Source organism: Rhizorhapis sp. (genome assembly GCF_035276005.1).
Classification (GTDB): domain Bacteria; phylum Pseudomonadota; class Alphaproteobacteria; order Sphingomonadales; family Sphingomonadaceae; genus Rhizorhapis.
Genome location: NZ_DATEMB010000059.1, coordinates 1 through 15,737, shown reverse-complemented (window position 1 = coordinate 15,737; position 15,737 = coordinate 1). Strand labels below are relative to the sequence as shown.

Sequence of the window (15,737 nt, the reverse complement as noted above, 5' to 3'; positions counted from 1 at the left end):
GGAATCAATATGCAAGGCTTTCCGCCCCCAAAAACCTGACTTTGCCGCGCGAAATCCACTTGCCGATGCCCGGCCGTCGGCGCATTAATTCCGCCATGCTGAGCGTGCTGGCTTCCCTTATTGGCATCGTCGCCCTGATCCTGATGATTCCTACGGTCATTCCGTTCCTTGGATGGGCGAACTGGCTGATCGTTCCCATCGCCCTTCTGGGTGCGGCGATCGGCTCCTTCTCCGACAGGAATACCGGCCGCAATTTCTGCCTCATCGTTGCCGGCATCGGCATAATCCGGCTGTTCATAGGCGGGGGCATCATCTGACGCTTGCGGGAGCGGGCGTTCCTCGCCACTTGAACCCCTGCGCTTCGATAGCCATTGAAGACCGTAGCCGTCCTGCACGCGGCTAAATCGGCAGCAGATTTCTTCTGCCTTTCATCTACTTCCGTGAACTCTTTAGGATTTACGATGTCCACCTCCGCCGCTGTCCAGAACGTCGAAACCGCAGGAAAGGCCAACCTCGTCCGTGGCGGCATTACGGCTGCCATTGGCTGCTATTTGATATGGGGATTCCTTCCCCTCTATTTCCGCGCCGTCGGCCATGTCGGCCCATTCGAGGTCATCGCGAACCGTATCCTGTGGTCCCTCATCCTGCTGCTGCTCATCCTGAGCTTGCGGGGAACATTCGGCAATTTCACCCGCATGCTCGGTAACGGGAAAACACTGCTTGCCTTGACGGGCACTTCAACGCTGATCGCCATAAATTGGCTCACCTACGTCTGGGCCGTGAACAATGAACATGTCGTTGCGGCGAGCCTTGGCTATTTTCTCAATCCGCTTGTCAATATTCTGCTCGGCTTCGTGATATTGAAGGAACGGCTTGGCCGCTTTCAATGGATCGCTGTGGGACTGACGGCGATTGGCGTGGCCATCATGGCAGGTTCGGCCCTGGACACGCTCTGGATCAGTCTGGCGCTCGCTTTTTCTTTCGGCTTCTATGGCCTGGTCAGGAAGATGACGGCCGCTACGGCTCTTCAGGGCCTCGCTGCGGAAACGCTCATCCTGACACCGCCTGCATTGGCCTATATGACATGGCTTGCCGCTTCGGGGTCCCTGGCCCTGGGAACGGATGTGACGACCACAGGTCTTCTGGCCCTGAGCGGTGTCGTGACTTCCGTTCCCTTGCTGCTTTTTGCGGTTGCTACCAAGCGGATGGCCTATTCGACGTTGGGGCTTGTTCAATTTATTGCTCCGACGCTGCAGTTCCTGCTCGGCATATTCGTTTTTGGGGAGACGCTGAACAGTGGCCAGCTATGGAGCTTCGTGCTCATCTGGGCTGGCCTCGTCCTCTATACCGTCGACAGCCTGCGTCAGGCCCGCTCCGCCCATCCATCCATTCCAGCTATTGAGTAACGCAAAAGGATGAGAGCCTTCAAAAGCCCGCCTGATCGCAGCGCGCATTCTCGACAACGCAACATCGCTCGCCTATCGGAGTCGGGTGTGCAGACAAAATGAGGACTAAAATGAAATGGTAAGCGCCAGCCACGTACTCGATCGCGTTCTTGTTCTGGAGATGGTGCGCGTCACGGAAGCAGCCGCCATTGCCGCATCCAAGCTGATTGGACGGGGGGATGAGAAGGCCGCTGACGCTGCCGCTGTGGAGGCCATGCGCAAAGCGTTCAACGACCTGGCCATAGATGGCACCGTCGTGATCGGCGAAGGCGAGCGGGATGAGGCACCGATGCTCTATATCGGAGAGAAGGTCGGCAATGCAGCCGGCACGGGCCCCAAGATCGACATCGCACTCGACCCCCTGGAAGGGACGACAATCACTGCCAAAGCGGGCCCGAACGCGCTTGCTGTTCTGGCCATTGCCGAGGAAGGCTGCCTTCTCAACGCGCCTGACGTCTATATGGACAAGCTGGCGATCGGCCCCGGCTATTCCCCCGGCCTGATCGACCTCAACAAGTCCGTGAGGGAGAATGTGGAGGCGGTCGCCCGCGAAAAGGGCGTCGAACCCGCCGACATCATTGTCTGCGTACTCGACCGGCCGCGCCACGAGAAACTTATCGCAGAATTGCGGGAAATTGGCTGCGGCATCATGCTGATCCCGGATGGCGACGTAGCGGGCGTGATCGCCACTACCGATCCCGACACCACCATAGACATCTATATGGGTTCAGGCGGGGCGCCCGAAGGCGTTCTGGCGGCGGCGGCACTGCGCTGCGTCGGCGGACAGTTCAAGGGCCGCCTGCTGTTCCGCAACGATGACGAGCGCGCTCGCGCCCGCAAATGGGGCATCACCGACCTCGACCGGGTCTATGACCTCAACGATCTCGCCAAGGGCGACTGCATCTTCGCCGCGACAGGCGTTACCGACGGCTCCCTGCTGCAAGGCGTGAAACGTCTGCGGGGCGGCAAGATGACGACCGAAAGCGTGGTCATGCGGGCCAGTTCCGGCACTGTGCGCTGGGTAAAGGGCGAACACCGGAATTGATGGGTTGAACAAGGAAGGGCCACCCGGCCAAGCTGGCTGGGTGGCCCTTCGTCATGGCTTCACTCGAAGTGACGTTTAGCAATTCCGGTCGATGGCCCGGCCGGCCAGAGCACCTACGCCAGCACCGATGATGGTTCCGGCAGTACGGTCACCACGGCGCCCGACGATTTCATTGCCTAGCAGACCGCCCGCAATGGCGCCGATGATCGTGCCGCCCGTACCGCTGTCACAGCGGCCCCGATTTTTACGGCTGTAGTAGCGGCGGTCATAATCGCGGCCCCGATAATAACGGTCGCCCCTGTAATAGTCGCCTCTGGAATAACGGCGATCATAATCACGATAATAGCCCCGATCATAATCGCGGTAATAATCGCCGCGATCATAACCATGGCTCGCCATGGCTGGCGCGGTTGGCACTACCGCAGCGGCGCTCATGACAGCAGCGGCGGCGCTCAGCGAGAGTAGAAATTTCTTCATCATCCGGCTCCTTCATCCAGAATGGCAAATGCTTCAAAGCCGAACCTCGAAGCCTTGCTTTCCAGACCAGCTTCCTTCGACATGCTCCCGTTATGCGCGATTCGATTTGAGCCCACACTGAACGCCTAAGTTATCCGCCGTTCACATTGGCCGCTCAGTTTAACCATGACAGGGGCCTCACAGGCGCGTTAGGGAGGGGTGATGTTCCGCCCGTTCCTTATTCTGCTCGTTGCCCTGCTGCTGCTGCCCGCGCCGCAGTCCGCCAAGGAGGCGAGGACAATGCCGGGGGCCTTGCTGATCAAAGCCAAACCCGTTCCCCTGAACGCCTCTGATCCCACCCAAAGGACCGCAGGCCGGCTGGAATATCTCGCGGGTTGGGAACTGAAGAGCGATCATCGCTCCTTCGGCGGTATTTCCGCTATGGTTCTAAGGCCCGACGGCCGCATCATTGCACTTAATGACAGCGGGGACCTTTTCGGTCTGCCGCTTCCTGGAGATGCTGGCGGAAAGGAATTCATAGCCCCCCTTCCCGTCCGGCCGGAGGAAAGCCATTGGCCGAAATGGAAGTGGGATTCCGAAGGTCTGATGCACGACCCCGCCAGTGGCCGCTATTGGGTTACCTTCGAGCTCATCCAGCGCATCTGCCGCTATTCTCCCGCTTTCGCCCGCGTCGAAGCCTGCAGCGAGCCAAAGGCGATGGAGGATTGGCCAGGCACCGGCGGCGCGGAAGCTGCTGTACGGCTGCCCGATGGCCGCTTCCTGATATTCGCCGAAAGCGCCTATGGGTCCAGGGGAAGCACGGAAGTCCTGTTGTTCACCGGCGATCCGGTAGAGCCCGGCGCCCGGCCAGTTCATCTGGGCTATCATGCGCCCCAAGGCTATCGGATCACTGATGCCGTGTGGATCGGACAGGACAAGCTGCTCACCCTCAACCGCAGGGCCACCATCTTCGATGGCTTCACGGCCAAGCTGGCGCTGGTCGACATCCGCGATCTCAGGCCCGGCAGCGTGCTTCAGGCGTCAGAGATCGCCTCGCTTCGTCCCCCGCTGCTGGCGGACAATTTTGAAGCACTGGCCATATCCCGCGAACGGGAGCGAGACATTGTGTGGATCGCGTCCGACGACAACCACCAATTTTTCCAGCGAACGCTATTGCTTAAATTTGCGCTGAAGCATGAGCATATGGCGGCATCGCTCAGTGGCAACTGATAGCCATCAATTTTGGCCTGCCCCCTTCCGTCGTCCCTGCACAGGACAAAGAAAAAGCGGCCCCGATTGGAGCCGCCCTCTTCATGCACAAAAGCCGTGCAGCGGCGTCAGGCCGCCTTCTGCTTCTTCACGATTTCCCGCTTCAAGCGGCGCGCACGCAGCGACAGCTTGTCGTCGCGGGTCTTGACCAGCCAGTTGTCGAGACCGCCCACATGCTCCACCGAACGCAGGCCATGCGTCGACACGCGCAGCGTCACGCTTTTCTCCAGCGCCTCGGAGATCAGCGTCACGTCCTGCAGGTTGGGCAGGAACACGCGCTTGGTCTTGTTGTTGGCGTGGGATACATTGTGACCCACCTGACGGGTCTTGCCGGTCAGCTCGCAAATACGCGACATAATCTTAAAGCCTTGTTCTTCGGGTTTATCCGGAAAGACCGCGCCGATAACGAACATCGGGCGAATCGTCAACCGCGCTTTTAAGCTTTTCCTTTATTCCGGCAAGGGCACATCGCTATAAGCGCCGCCATGTCGTCCTTCCCCCTTCCCCTTCCCATGCGCCGAGCGCTCGACCTTGCCAAGGCGGCGGCGGCGGCGGGCGAGGTCCCCATTGGCGCCGTCGTAAGCCGGGACGGCGTGATCCTGGGCGAGGGAGAGAACCGCAACCGCCGGGACAATGATCCGACTGCCCATGCCGAAATCGTCGCCATCAGGCAAGCAGCGCGGGCATTAGGGGATTTCCGCCTGACCGGCTGCGATCTCTGGGTGACCCTTGAACCGTGCGCCATGTGCGCCGGCGCCGCCTCTCACGCCCGGATCGCCCGTCTCTATTATGGCGCCAGCGACCCAAAGGGCGGCGCGGTGGAACATGGCGGCCGCCTCTTCACTCAGCCCCAGTGCCTGCACCGGCCGGAAGTCTATGGCGGCATCGGAGAAAGCGAAGCGGGCGACATGCTCCGGCTTTTCTTCGCAGAGCGGCGGGATTGACGGCTGCGCGCTCCCTCGCTGCGATGTGGAATTTTCTTTATTCCGTCGTCCCCGCGCAGTCAGGACGACGGAACAGAGGGAAGGAACCACCTGCCTGAAGCACTTACCTCATCTGATCCGGTATAATTTATAGGGCAGCCCTTCCCCCAGATTTACCGGCTCAAGCCAGGCAGGCCCCTTCCCTTTCGCCATCTGCGCATAGAAGCCTTTGGGGCTCCGGGCCTGATAGACCGTGCCTTCAGGGAAATTGGGGCAGATGAGCAGGTAAGTGGCGCCATGCTTCCTTGCGATCGCACGAAAGCGGTCGGCGCTCCCGTCAAAGGCATGGTGAATGTCGAGAATGGCTTCGGCATTGCGATGATAGGGACCGGCAATCGCGCGATGATGCGTCGCCGCCAGCAGGCGCGGTCCCAAGTCCACCATCGTGAAGATTGTTGCTGCGGGCAGGCGGTTCAAAGGCGTGAGCGCCGGAAGCGTCCGGCATCTTGCGCTGGCACTGCGCACCGATTTGCGCTTCACCGCCGACTTCTGCGGCTTGGCAGGCTCCAGATAGGGGCTTAGCTCATAGGCTCCGAAAACCCCCACCAGCAGGAGGATACCGGCCAGCGCCGCCAGTCGCGCTATCATCTTCTTCGTGAAGAAGAGGGTTGTCAGCGCCAGATAGCCCAGCGCCGCTGCCCCTGGAATTGCCAGCAATTGCGCCGCGGGGCCGACCCGGATTTGCCAGAAGAGCAATGCAAGGGAAAGAGAAGAAAGCAGCGCCACTGCCAGCCAGGGCCAGAAGCGCCCCGGTTCCCTCCGGTAAATGAAGCAGGCGATGACCGAAACCAGCATCCCCGGCACGGGCAGCGCGAGCAGCGGCTTCACTACATCCGCCGATTGCCGGTAGATCGGTTTTGCCTCCCGGATATTGTCCAGCCACAGCCGGTTAAGCTCCGGCGAAATCTGATAAGCGCCAGTCAGGCATTGCGGCCATAGCAACCACGCCCCCGCCCCCAGGACCGCCGCAAGCGCAGCCCCGGCAGCAAGGCGGACAGGCCAACTCCGCAGCGGAAGCAGAGAGAGCAGGACCATGCCGGCGCCCGCCATGCCCAGGACCGAAAGCCAAACCGGCGAGAGCGCATCGCAAACCGGCGCGCGATTGTCATAGCTGGCAAAAAGCAGGAAGCCCATGGTGACGCCTCCGGCAAGCGCCACGGCATAGACCTGCATCCGCTTCACCTGCCCGCCATCCGCCACCCAGCGCAGTGCAATGACGAGGCCCGTCGCCACCAGATAGACGAACATCTCCATGCCGATCGCTATGGACACAGCGCTCGCAAGACCCGCCACAAGGCCGCCCCGGACCTGCCGGTGATCGGCCAAGCCCGCCAGCGCCACCAGTGTCATGGCGAGTTGCCAGCCATGATGGTCCACCCGCATCGGCATATACATGGACAGCGCCATCCCGGCAGACAGGGGCGCGAAGATGGCGATGATCCAGCTATTTCCGCCTATCAGACGCCGCATGATGAAGCCCAGCGCCAGCATGGTCAGCAGCAGCGGCAATATCGGCGCAAGCCCGGCCGCCAGCCGATCCGCTTGCCCATGGTCAATGAACATCCTGAAAAACAGCATGAGACCCGCAAGCGGCAGATCGACAATGCGCGACCAATGGATATTGGCGCCATGGGGTGGATCGAGACGGTGCTGGCGCAGGTCGTACCAGCCCTGTCCGGCCAGCCAGTCCTTCACCTGAAGGAAGCGGATATTGTCGTCGGTGTCGTTAAGGGCGAGCCAATATATGGCGTTCCAACGTTCAACGATGAACCAGCCGCAAAGGCAGACCCATGCAATGACGGTCAAAGCCTTCCAATGCACATGAGCCCAGGCGGCAAGCCGGTGGCCAAGCCAAACGGCGCCCACTCGCCCCCCATATCTGTTCCGCGCACCGCTTTCCAACATGCGAACCGGGCATTAAAGGCCCGGACAATAAGCGCAACGGGAAATATGATGAAGAAACTCAACCAGATTGCGGCGATGGAGCCGGAAATGCGGGCGCTGTTGGCGCAAATGGGGCGCTATGTCGCAACCGGACTGGCCGTCACTGCGCTCCAGGCGCTTGTCTATTGGCTGCTGGCGACGCCGGTGAGGCTTCATCCCCAGATCGCGAACGGCATTGCCTATCTCTTTGCGGTGGCACTTGGCTATGTCCTGCACAGCGCCTTTACCTTTCGCGGGCATGGCACGGGGGGCAAGAAGGCTGCACGCGGCGTCCGCTTTGTCCTGGTATCGCTGGTGAGCCTTGGCCTCAACGCGCTCTGGGTGCAGATTTTCGTCCTGTGGCTCAATCTGCCGACATGGGTGCCAGTGCCCTTCATGCTGTTCGTCACGCCCTTCGCCGTGTTTGCGCTCAACCGGCAATGGGTGTTTCGCTGAAATTCCAGAAAGCCAACTTAACAAAGTTGACACTGATGACCGTTGATTTTGACGGAAATTTCAGCCGCGAGATTCACGATGGAAAGAGCCGGAGCCAGCTTAGCCCGAGCGACCGGATGTAGGACAGCATTTTTTGTGCCGGCATTTCCAGTTTGTTTTTCCCTCTCCTCTGGAACGAGAGAGATCACCCAAACAAAAAGGCCCGGCGCCTTTCAGCGCCAGGCCCTGATGTTTGCTTCAAGTCAGCTTATTCGCGGTTGCCCATGAACTGCAGCAGGAAGGTGAACATGTTGATGAAGTCGAGATAGAGGTTCAGCGCCCCCATGATCACCGTCTTCCCCATCATGTCCGTGCCGGCAACATAGGCATAGAGGCTCTTGATCTTCTGCGTGTCATAGGCGGTGAGGCCCGCGAAGAGCAGCACACCGATCGCGCTGATCGCGAGTTGGAGTGCCGTCGACTGCACGAAGATGTTGATGATCATTGCCACGAGTAGGCCGACAACGCCCATGATCAGGAACGTGCCGAGACCCGACAGGTCCTTCTTGGTCGTATAGCCAAAAAGGCTGAGCCCCGCGAAGGCTGCAGCCGTCGCGAAGAAGGTCTGCGCAATCGAGGTTCCGGTATAGACCAGGAAGATCGTCGACAGGCTAAGACCCATCATCACAGCAAAGGCCCAGAAGATCGCCTGCGCAGCCGCGGTGGACAGCCGGTTGATACCAAAGCTGAGCACCATCACGAACGCCAGCGGCGAGAACATGATGACATATTTCAAAATTCCGGGCTGCATGAACACCTGCGCCGCCGGTGAATTGACGCCACCGCTGGAAAACAGCAGCGCGACAACGCCGGTGAGCAGCACACCGCTTGCCATGTAATTATAGACCGAAAGCATGTAGGACCGCAGCCCCGCATCGAATTCGGCGGCCCGGGTCGCGGCCGTTGCGCCGAAACCGGCTGCTGTCGTCCGGGGATCAGACCAATTAGCCATCGTAACTCATCTCCACAAAATATCCGGCCCTATCGCCGGCTTGGGCATAATATCGTTGGATTATCGGACGGTTTCAAGGAAAACCGGAATGTTGTTCGTCGATTTGTGACGTTAATTGGGTTAAATTTCCTTAATGCACCGTCTATTCGTTGCCATTCGGCCCCCGGCCCCGATCCGGGAGAAGCTGCTTTCCATCATGGGCGGGATCGAAGGCGCGCGATGGCAGAATGATGCGCAGATCCATCTGACATTGCGCTTCATCGGCGAAGTCGACCGCCACGGAGCGCAAGATATCGCAGCGGCCTTGGGAGGGATCGGCGGTACGCCATTTGCGATCTCGCTGAATTCAGTGGGCGTTTTCGACCGGCGGGGGCGCATCGATGCCTTATGGGCAGGCGTGTCGCCGCAGGACGAGCTAAAGGCGCTTCACAAAAAGGTCGACCGGGCCTGCCAGGCAGTCGGCGTGCCGCCTGACCAGCGAGCCTATCTGCCGCATATCACCCTGGCGCGGTTCAACCGTTCGACAGGGCCAGCGGACAATTTCCTTTCCCTTCATGCAGGACTTACCAGCGCGCCCTTCACGGTTGATCAGTTCGGCCTGTTTGAAAGCGAACTTGGCCGCGAAGGCGCTGTCTATCATCTGGTCGAGCGCTACGACCTGCGCTGAGCCTACAGCAACAGCTCTCCATTTCCCGGAAGAAAGGAATGGGATTCGACAAGCTCAGCCCGAACGGGGAGGAGCGATACCGATTTGGCGTACGGCGCGAGGGGCGTCAACTGGCCTGGAACACGCCGCATGCAATACGGCCCCCGCTGTTGCCGGAGGGATCCGTGACCATATCGTCAGGTCCCGCATGAATGACCATCGCGGACCCGTCAGCATCGAGCAGCGGATTGGATCCGCCGGTCAGGGTCGCGCCCGGCACTGTAATCTCAAGCGTTCCGCGGCCGTCGGTGCCGATCAGCAGATTGGGAAGGTCGCCCATATGCATCCCTTGCGGGTTGTTCTTGCCATGCTGACGCCCCGTCGGATTCCAGTGCCCACCAGCGCTGGCGAAGTCCGGGGCCACGCAGGCACCGGTCATATGAACATGCGCCCCATGTGAGCCGGGCGGCAAAGCTTCGCCCTCGATTGTCAGCCTGATGCCGTCGCCCGCAGCCACTGCGGTGGCTTGCCCGCGAGGGGAACCATCAGGAGCTAATAATACCGCCTTGGCACTTTGGACGGCGGGAGCCGCTGGTCCGGCCTCCTCGGAGGCGGTGGCACAGGCGGTCAGCAGAAAGGGGCTGACCAAAAGCGGCAATGAGCATCTGAGCATCTTTTGGCTCCATCCTGTTAGCGAAACGATCTCCGCCCAACGCTGATGGTGCAACAATGTTGCCCTGTCTACCTGAAGATAAAGAAAAAGAGAGCGCCGGAATGGGGCGCGCATGAGGCGCGCCCCATTCCATTGATCAGTAAACGCGCTTCTTGGGCTCGATATACTCGACCTGGTCGGTCAGGGTGTAGTCGTGCACCGGGCGATAATCGATCGCCACCGCGCCACTCTTGCCACCCCATCCCTCGAAGGTCGTGATGGTGTGCTTCATCCAGTTGGGATCGTCGCGGTCGGGGAAGTCCTCATGCATGTGCGCACCACGGCTTTCCTTGCGATTCTCGGCGCCCTTGATCGTCACCAGCGCCTGACCGATGAGATTGTCGAGCTCAAGCGTCTCGACCAGATCAGTGTTCCAGATGAGCGAACGGTCAGTGACGCCCACATCCTGAAAGCTCTTGTAGACCTCGGCCATCTTCTGGACGCCTTCGGTGAGAAGGGCGCTGTCGCGGAAGACGGCGCAGTGCCGTTGCATCGTCTTCTGCATGTCGGCGCGAATCCGCGCCGTCGGCGTACCGCCCTTCGCATTGCGGAAATGATCGAGGCGTGTGAGCGCCAGATCGGCCGCGTCCTTGGGCAGCGGATTGTGCGGGGTATTGGGCTTCAGCGTCTCCTTGAGGCGCAGGCCCGTGGCACGGCCGAACACGACAAGGTCGATAAGGCTGTTGGAACCGAGGCGGTTGGCGCCATGCACCGAAACGCACGCCGCTTCACCGACCGCGAACAGGCCGGGAACCACTGCATCCGGGTTGCCGTCCTTCAGATGAACCACTTCGCCATGATAATTGGTCGGAATACCGCCCATATTGTAATGGACGGTCGGCACCACCGGCAGCGGCTGGCGCGTCAGATCGACGCCCGCGAAAATCTTGCCCGTCTCCGTGATACCGGGCAGGCGCTCGGCGAGAATGGCAGGATCGATATGGTCGAGGTGCAGGAAGATATGGTCCTGCTCCTTGCCGACGCCGCGGCCTTCGCGGATTTCCATCGCCATCGAACGCGCAACCACGTCGCGGCTGGCGAGATCCTTGGCGGAGGGAGCATAGCGCTCCATGAACCGCTCGCCTTGCGAATTGGTCAGATATCCGCCCTCGCCGCGTGCGCCTTCGGTAATGAGCACGCCAGCGCCATAAATGCCGGTCGGGTGGAACTGAACGAACTCCATGTCCTGCAGCGGCAGGCCGGCGCGCAGCGCCATGCCATTGCCGTCGCCCGTGCAGGTATGTGCCGAGGTCGCCGACTGATACACACGCCCGCCGCCGCCGGTGGCCAGCACGACTGCATGGCTGCGGAAGCGGTGGATAGAGCCGTCTTCCATGCACAGCGCGATCACGCCGCGGCAGACCCCATTTTCCATGATGAGGTCGAGCGCGAAATATTCGATGTAGAAGTCAGCGTCATATTTCAGGCTCTGCTGATAGAGCGCGTGAAGCATGGCATGGCCGGTACGGTCGGCGGCCGCGCAAGTGCGCTGCACGGGCGGGCCCGCTCCCATATTCTGCATGTGGCCGCCAAAGGGACGCTGGTAGATCTTGCCTTCCTCGGTACGGCTGAAAGGCACGCCCGCATGTTCAAGCTCGATCACGGCAGCCGGAGCTTCGCGGACCATATATTCGATGGCATCCTGGTCGCCCAGCCAGTCCGACCCCTTCACGGTGTCGTACATGTGCCAGGTCCAGTGATCCGGGCCCATATTGCCAAGCGAAGCGGCAATGCCGCCCTGCGCTGCAACCGTATGGCTGCGGGTCGGGAACACCTTGGTGATGCAAGCGGTCTTGAGGCCGCTTTCGGCAATGCCCATGGTCGCGCGCAAGCCGGAGCCACCCGCGCCCACCACGACGGCATCATAGGTGTGGTCGATGATCTTATAGGCTTCCAACATCAGGCTGCGCCCCCGGAAAATGCAATTTTCGCAACGGCGAAGATGCCGAGCGCGGCGCCGCCGATGGCGTAGAAGTTAAGAAGAAGGATGGCGCCGAACTTCAGCGCGTCATCATGCACATAGTCCTCGATCATCACCTGCAGCCCCAGACGCAGATGATAGAAGATGCTGACCAGCATCAGAATCATCGGCACGGCGACCAGCGGCTGAGCCAGCCAGGCCGAAACCGTTTCATAGTCCAGCCCCGGCAGACGCAAGGCGCTGACGACCAGCCAGATGACCAGAATGAGGTTGCCGACAGCGGTGATCCGCTGATTGATCCAGTGATGCGAACCCGCACGCGCTGAACCGAGGCCGCGAACGCGGCCGAGCCTGGTGCCAGTGCCCATCAGATGCTCCCTGAGAAGATGTAAAGCCAGACCAGTGCCGTGGCGATCACCGCTGCAACGGGGATCGCAACAGCCCAGCTCTTGTTGGTCTTGAGTTCATATCCGGCTCCCGTGTCGAGAACGAAGTGGCGAAGGCCGGAAAGAAGATGCTGAAAAAAGGCCCAGGTAAGGCCAATCATCACGATATAGCCGGGGATGGAAGTCGCGCAGGTAACGAACTGGTCATAAGCTTCTTTCCCCGAAGCCGCGGCAATCAGCCACCAAACCAGCCCCAGGGCACCCACAATCGCCATGCCGTCGCCGGTAACCCGGTGAAGAATGGACACCAGCATGTGCGGTCCCCATTTCCAGATGCTCAAATGCGGCGAAAGCGGGCGGCTGTGCGGTCGCGCCATCATGTTACCCCTGTTTAATCTCGAATCCGCGCCCGTTTAGCGCAAAGTCGCAAACATGCAAATGGCTGCGTCAGCCCGACCTTCAGGAAGCCCGCTCCCCTGAAATTTACGCTGTTTCCCATTGAACAGCGGGAAGAAAATGGCTCGCCGGGAAAGGGTTAGTTAACCATCCAGGCCGTATAGCCGGAAAGAAAAGTTCGCGTTGGCGGACTAGCGGGCCAACATTTCAAAGGGCAGCCACACGATGACGACGAGGGTGAAATCCGACGTTTCAATGCAGGAACGTATGAAGGACTTCGATCCTGACGGCGGCCTTCGCCAGCAGGCGAACGAGATGTTCGCCCTGCTCGAGGAAAATGGAACACTTCGTTCCAACGGGACCTTTTGGCAGCATTTTCTGGAACGTTCGGGCCTCAAATATACTGCTGGCGCGAACGACATCGAAGCCGCGATCCAGCGGGGCAATGCCTATATCCGCAAAAAATATACCGACTTCGGAAGCGAGGGTTGGGCGGAAATGGCCAGGAGCTACGCCCGTGAGTCGCAAGCCCGCGGCATTTCGCTGCGCGTGGTACTCTCAAGCCTCTCTGTCGCGCATGAAGTCACCTTGACCCAGTTGCGCGACCATATCCCTGACGATGCCGCAAAACTATGCCGGCTAAGCGCCGCCCTGATGCGCATAGCCGTGGTCGAATCGGAAATCATGTGCTCGGCGCTGGCCGACGACCGGGCGGAGCAGGAACAGCAGGAACGGCAACATAACAGCGCCCTCTTCCAGCAAAAGATCATGGGCGAAATCGATGGCGCGTCCAGTCTGGGCGAAGGCCTTCGCGAGCAGGCCAAGGATGCCTCTGCCGCCACGCGGGGCATGCTGGGCAAGGCGTCGGAAGTAGCGGCCGCCGCCGAACAGTCGGCGCTTGCCATGCGGGAAGCGGCGCAGACTTCGGCGGGTCTTATTCGCGCCATCGAAGATGCCCGGACGGAAGTCGAAAGCGCGGCTGAAGTGGCCGCCCGCGCCTCCAGCCAGGCCGGCGAAGCCGTGGCCATGTCGGCTACCCTGTCGGAGCACGCCCAGTCGATCGAATCCATCCTTGGCCTTATCCGCGACATTGCGGGGCAGACCAATTTGCTGGCCCTCAACGCCACCATTGAAGCGGCACGGGCGGGTGATGCCGGCCGCGGCTTTGCGGTCGTTGCGCAGGAAGTGAAGAGCCTCGCCAACCAGACCGCCCGCGCGACCGACGACATAGCGGCCAAGATCAGCACGATCCAGTCTGCCACGGCGCTTTCCGTCGATACCAATGAGCGCATTCGCGAAACGGTCGACGAAGTGCAGACGTCGGCCAACAAGATCCGCAAGGCGATGGATGCTCAGGCGCAGACCGTGACCATGATCACCGCAGCCGTGGATGAAACGGCCCTCGCCGCGGACTCAATGTCCGCCACCATCTCGGCAATTCGCCAGGACACGGACGTCGTGGCATCCGAGATCGACGAGCTGGAACGTGGCTTCAAGAGCGTGGAAGGCAAGCTTGCAAGCCTGCGTGAGGCATCGGCCGAGTTCAGCAGGCGCGTTGCCTGATCGAATTTGACTTCGCGTGCCGCTCGGCTAATCGGGCGGCATGACGAATACGCCCGGTCCAAGGACAACCGAAAGCTGGAAGCTCACCCTCCCCTGCACGAGGGAAGAGGCCGAGGCGCTGACGCTCGACATGGAGCCGTTGATCCAGCTTGACCCTCCGCCCGTTCTGATGACCAGCGAGCCCGACGAAAGCCGACCCGCACAATGGCTTCTAGAGGCCTATTTTGAAGGCCGGCCCTCTAAAGAAGCCATTGAGGCGGTCGGCGCATTGGCCCCGAGCGCAGCCAATGCTCAGCCAACACTTGAGAAGCTGCCGGACGAGGATTGGGTGACGCTGAGCCAGCAGGGGCTGGAACCAGTGACCGCCGGCCGCTTCTTCGTCCACAACATGCCCGATGATCCGCTTCCTCCGGGCAAGAAGGCCTTTCTGATCCGGGCAGGCCAAGCCTTTGGCACTGGCCAGCATGAGACGACAGAGGGATGCCTGCTGATGCTCGACCGCCTGAAACGGCTGGGCGAGCGGCATGAGAATATTTGCGATATCGGCACCGGCACCGGCATTCTCGCCTTCGCTGCCATGCACCTCTGGCCGCGCGCCTATGCCACCGCTTCGGACATCGATCCTGTTGCCGTGGCCGTCACCGCTGAAAATGCGGCGGCCAATGCAGTCCTGCTGGGCCGGACTCCTGGAAGGCTTACGCTGGTAGCAGCGGCGGGAGCCGACCATCCCACCATTGATCGGCGGGCCCCCTATGATTTGGTCATCGCCAATATATTGGCGGGCCCACTCATAGAGCTTGCTCCCGCATTGTCCGCAATATTGGCGGAAGGCAGCACGCTGATCCTTGCCGGATTGCTCCAGTCGCAGGCCGAAGCGGTGTTGTCGGCCTACCGCAAACAGGGCGTGCGCCTGGCCGACCGCATCGACAATGGTCAATGGCCGACCTTGCGCCTCCGCAAGCGGCCGGTCATCGGTTGGAAACGGCCCCGGCGCCTGATCCAGGGCCAAAATGGCGAAGCGCCCGGCTTCGGGAGTTGGTGAACGCCCTCACCTTTAATTACCGCAATTCCAGAAGACTTCATCGAAGAAGAAGCTGTCACAAATTGACACAATGAGGCAGCCTGCGCTCAGCCGGCGATAAGGAGAGGCCGGCCGGGGTCGCCCACTTATCCGGAAAAAGCGTTAAAAATCATGATGAAAACCAATATTGTTGCCTACCCGAATTCACGTCCGGAAATCCGGCAACCGTCGTTTTTCAGGTGCTGTTTCTCCAGTGGAACGATTCTGCCGCAACTTCGTTCGGTCATCTGCGAAGCATGGGCTGCCGGAGCCCAGCCGCAATCTCCAGGAGAGAGATATGAAATACAAGCATCTGGCGATTTTGATGGCAGGCACGCTGACCCTGGGCGCCTGCGCAACCAATCAGGAAGAAGAAGTCGTTCCTGCCCCGCCAGTCGGTCCGGGCGCCATCGCAGGTTCGGTAGCTGCCGACCGGGATGGCGACGGCATTGCCGACGGCTATTACTCATCGGATGGCATGTATC

At 60.6% G+C, this 15,737-nt stretch carries 18 protein-coding genes; 10 read left to right on the top strand and 8 right to left on the bottom strand.

From position 1 onward, the window contains the following. Positions 1–95 precede the first annotated feature (95 nt). The 3 genes from VJS46_RS13090 (at position 96) to glpX (ending at position 2,490) form a co-directional block, all read left to right on the top strand. Positions 96–317: a hypothetical protein gene (locus VJS46_RS13090; RefSeq protein ID WP_324060507.1), complete on the top strand. Its 222-nt coding sequence runs from the start codon at positions 96–98 to the stop codon at positions 315–317. Between the two features lie 144 nt (positions 318–461). Then, positions 462–1,406: an EamA family transporter RarD gene (rarD, locus tag VJS46_RS13085; RefSeq protein ID WP_324060506.1), complete on the top strand. Its 945-nt coding sequence runs from the start codon at positions 462–464 to the stop codon at positions 1,404–1,406. Between the two features lie 115 nt (positions 1,407–1,521). Next, the gene (glpX, locus tag VJS46_RS13080; protein WP_324060505.1) at positions 1,522–2,490 is read left to right on the top strand and encodes a class II fructose-bisphosphatase; all 969 of its coding nucleotides are present in this window, start codon (positions 1,522–1,524) and stop codon (positions 2,488–2,490) included. 75 nt (positions 2,491–2,565) lie between these two features. Here the strand turns inward: glpX and VJS46_RS13075 are convergent, their stop codons facing one another. Further along, positions 2,566–2,970 (bottom strand): glycine zipper 2TM domain-containing protein, encoded by a 405-nt coding sequence (locus VJS46_RS13075; RefSeq protein WP_324060504.1) that lies wholly within the window; start codon positions 2,968–2,970, stop codon positions 2,566–2,568. Between the two features lie 198 nt (positions 2,971–3,168). Between VJS46_RS13075 and VJS46_RS13070 the strand changes: the two genes are divergently transcribed. Further along, positions 3,169–4,176: an esterase-like activity of phytase family protein gene (locus tag VJS46_RS13070; RefSeq protein WP_324060503.1), complete on the top strand. Its 1,008-nt coding sequence runs from the start codon at positions 3,169–3,171 to the stop codon at positions 4,174–4,176. Positions 4,177–4,283: 107 nt separating this feature from the next. Here the strand turns inward: VJS46_RS13070 and rpmB are convergent, their stop codons facing one another. Further along, the gene (gene rpmB, locus VJS46_RS13065) at positions 4,284–4,571 is read right to left on the bottom strand and encodes a 50S ribosomal protein L28 (protein ID WP_324060502.1); all 288 of its coding nucleotides are present in this window, start codon (positions 4,569–4,571) and stop codon (positions 4,284–4,286) included. Positions 4,572–4,727: 156 nt separating this feature from the next. On the opposite strand from rpmB, the gene VJS46_RS13060 reads away from it, so the two are divergent. Continuing rightward, the gene (locus tag VJS46_RS13060) at positions 4,728–5,159 is read left to right on the top strand and encodes a nucleoside deaminase (protein ID WP_414708020.1); all 432 of its coding nucleotides are present in this window, start codon (positions 4,728–4,730) and stop codon (positions 5,157–5,159) included. Between the two features lie 108 nt (positions 5,160–5,267). Here the strand turns inward: VJS46_RS13060 and VJS46_RS13055 are convergent, their stop codons facing one another. After that, the gene (locus tag VJS46_RS13055) at positions 5,268–7,103 is read right to left on the bottom strand and encodes a hypothetical protein (RefSeq protein ID WP_414708019.1); all 1,836 of its coding nucleotides are present in this window, start codon (positions 7,101–7,103) and stop codon (positions 5,268–5,270) included. Between the two features lie 45 nt (positions 7,104–7,148). Between VJS46_RS13055 and VJS46_RS13050 the strand changes: the two genes are divergently transcribed. Then, on the top strand, positions 7,149–7,577 hold the full coding sequence (locus VJS46_RS13050) for a GtrA family protein (protein WP_324060499.1): 429 nt from the start codon (positions 7,149–7,151) through the stop codon (positions 7,575–7,577). Positions 7,578–7,824: 247 nt separating this feature from the next. Here VJS46_RS13050 and VJS46_RS13045 read toward each other — a convergent pair whose 3' ends face one another. Further along, positions 7,825–8,568, bottom strand: coding sequence for a Bax inhibitor-1/YccA family protein (locus VJS46_RS13045; RefSeq protein WP_324060498.1), 744 nt, complete (start codon positions 8,566–8,568; stop codon positions 7,825–7,827). A gap of 133 nt (positions 8,569–8,701) precedes the next feature. On the opposite strand from VJS46_RS13045, the gene thpR reads away from it, so the two are divergent. Beyond that, positions 8,702–9,235, top strand: a complete 534-nt coding sequence (gene thpR, locus VJS46_RS13040) for an RNA 2',3'-cyclic phosphodiesterase (RefSeq protein ID WP_324060497.1) — start codon at positions 8,702–8,704, stop codon at positions 9,233–9,235. A 106-nt stretch (positions 9,236–9,341) separates the two neighbouring features. Here the strand turns inward: thpR and VJS46_RS13035 are convergent, their stop codons facing one another. From VJS46_RS13035 to sdhC, 4 genes are all read right to left on the bottom strand, one after another. After that, on the bottom strand, positions 9,342–9,887 hold the full coding sequence (locus tag VJS46_RS13035; protein WP_324060496.1) for a superoxide dismutase family protein: 546 nt from the start codon (positions 9,885–9,887) through the stop codon (positions 9,342–9,344). Positions 9,888–10,023: 136 nt separating this feature from the next. Next, the gene (sdhA, locus tag VJS46_RS13030) at positions 10,024–11,826 is read right to left on the bottom strand and encodes a succinate dehydrogenase flavoprotein subunit (RefSeq protein ID WP_324060495.1); all 1,803 of its coding nucleotides are present in this window, start codon (positions 11,824–11,826) and stop codon (positions 10,024–10,026) included. Further along, positions 11,826–12,215 carry a succinate dehydrogenase, hydrophobic membrane anchor protein gene (sdhD, locus tag VJS46_RS13025; RefSeq protein WP_324060494.1) on the bottom strand — a complete coding sequence of 130 codons (390 nt, stop codon included), beginning with the start codon at positions 12,213–12,215 and terminating at the stop codon, positions 11,826–11,828. Before sdhD ends, sdhA begins: the two co-directional genes overlap by 1 nt. Then, the gene (gene sdhC, locus VJS46_RS13020; RefSeq protein WP_324060585.1) at positions 12,215–12,610 is read right to left on the bottom strand and encodes a succinate dehydrogenase, cytochrome b556 subunit; all 396 of its coding nucleotides are present in this window, start codon (positions 12,608–12,610) and stop codon (positions 12,215–12,217) included. Before sdhC ends, sdhD begins: the two co-directional genes overlap by 1 nt. Positions 12,611–12,854: 244 nt before the next feature. On the opposite strand from sdhC, the gene VJS46_RS13015 reads away from it, so the two are divergent. From VJS46_RS13015 to VJS46_RS13005, 3 genes are all read left to right on the top strand, one after another. After that, positions 12,855–14,192 carry a methyl-accepting chemotaxis protein gene (locus tag VJS46_RS13015; RefSeq protein WP_324060493.1) on the top strand — a complete coding sequence of 446 codons (1,338 nt, stop codon included), beginning with the start codon at positions 12,855–12,857 and terminating at the stop codon, positions 14,190–14,192. A gap of 40 nt (positions 14,193–14,232) precedes the next feature. Next, a complete protein-coding gene (locus tag VJS46_RS13010; RefSeq protein WP_324060492.1) occupies positions 14,233–15,234 on the top strand; it encodes a 50S ribosomal protein L11 methyltransferase in 1,002 nt (333 codons plus the stop codon). A 316-nt stretch (positions 15,235–15,550) separates the two neighbouring features. Continuing rightward, positions 15,551–15,737, top strand: a 187-nt coding sequence (locus VJS46_RS13005) for a hypothetical protein (protein ID WP_324060491.1), incomplete at its 3' end; no start/stop codon positions are given.

What these genes read in the sequence shown, in the direction of transcription:
- VJS46_RS13060 (WP_414708020.1), top strand. Translation starts at nt 4,728, where the DNA reads ATGCGCCGAGCGCTCGACCTTGCCAAGGCGGCGGCGGCGGCGGGCGAG.
- VJS46_RS13090 (WP_324060507.1), top strand. Translation starts at nt 96, where the DNA reads ATGCTGAGCGTGCTGGCTTCCCTTATTGGCATCGTCGCCCTGATCCTG.
- VJS46_RS13010 (WP_324060492.1), top strand. Translation starts at nt 14,233, where the DNA reads ATGACGAATACGCCCGGTCCAAGGACAACCGAAAGCTGGAAGCTCACC.
- VJS46_RS13015 (WP_324060493.1), top strand. Translation starts at nt 12,855, where the DNA reads ATGACGACGAGGGTGAAATCCGACGTTTCAATGCAGGAACGTATGAAG.
- VJS46_RS13055 (WP_414708019.1), bottom strand. Translation starts at nt 7,103, where the DNA reads ATGTTGGAAAGCGGTGCGCGGAACAGATATGGGGGGCGAGTGGGCGCC.
- VJS46_RS13035 (WP_324060496.1), bottom strand. Translation starts at nt 9,887, where the DNA reads ATGCTCAGATGCTCATTGCCGCTTTTGGTCAGCCCCTTTCTGCTGACC.
- rpmB (WP_324060502.1), bottom strand. Translation starts at nt 4,571, where the DNA reads ATGTCGCGTATTTGCGAGCTGACCGGCAAGACCCGTCAGGTGGGTCAC.
- VJS46_RS13075 (WP_324060504.1), bottom strand. Translation starts at nt 2,970, where the DNA reads ATGATGAAGAAATTTCTACTCTCGCTGAGCGCCGCCGCTGCTGTCATG.
- glpX (WP_324060505.1), top strand. Translation starts at nt 1,522, where the DNA reads ATGGTAAGCGCCAGCCACGTACTCGATCGCGTTCTTGTTCTGGAGATG.
- sdhA (WP_324060495.1), bottom strand. Translation starts at nt 11,826, where the DNA reads ATGTTGGAAGCCTATAAGATCATCGACCACACCTATGATGCCGTCGTG.
- rarD (WP_324060506.1), top strand. Translation starts at nt 462, where the DNA reads ATGTCCACCTCCGCCGCTGTCCAGAACGTCGAAACCGCAGGAAAGGCC.
- VJS46_RS13045 (WP_324060498.1), bottom strand. Translation starts at nt 8,568, where the DNA reads ATGGCTAATTGGTCTGATCCCCGGACGACAGCAGCCGGTTTCGGCGCA.
- VJS46_RS13050 (WP_324060499.1), top strand. Translation starts at nt 7,149, where the DNA reads ATGATGAAGAAACTCAACCAGATTGCGGCGATGGAGCCGGAAATGCGG.
- sdhC (WP_324060585.1), bottom strand. Translation starts at nt 12,610, where the DNA reads ATGGCGCGACCGCACAGCCGCCCGCTTTCGCCGCATTTGAGCATCTGG.
- VJS46_RS13070 (WP_324060503.1), top strand. Translation starts at nt 3,169, where the DNA reads ATGTTCCGCCCGTTCCTTATTCTGCTCGTTGCCCTGCTGCTGCTGCCC.
- sdhD (WP_324060494.1), bottom strand. Translation starts at nt 12,215, where the DNA reads ATGGGCACTGGCACCAGGCTCGGCCGCGTTCGCGGCCTCGGTTCAGCG.
- thpR (WP_324060497.1), top strand. Translation starts at nt 8,702, where the DNA reads ATGCACCGTCTATTCGTTGCCATTCGGCCCCCGGCCCCGATCCGGGAG.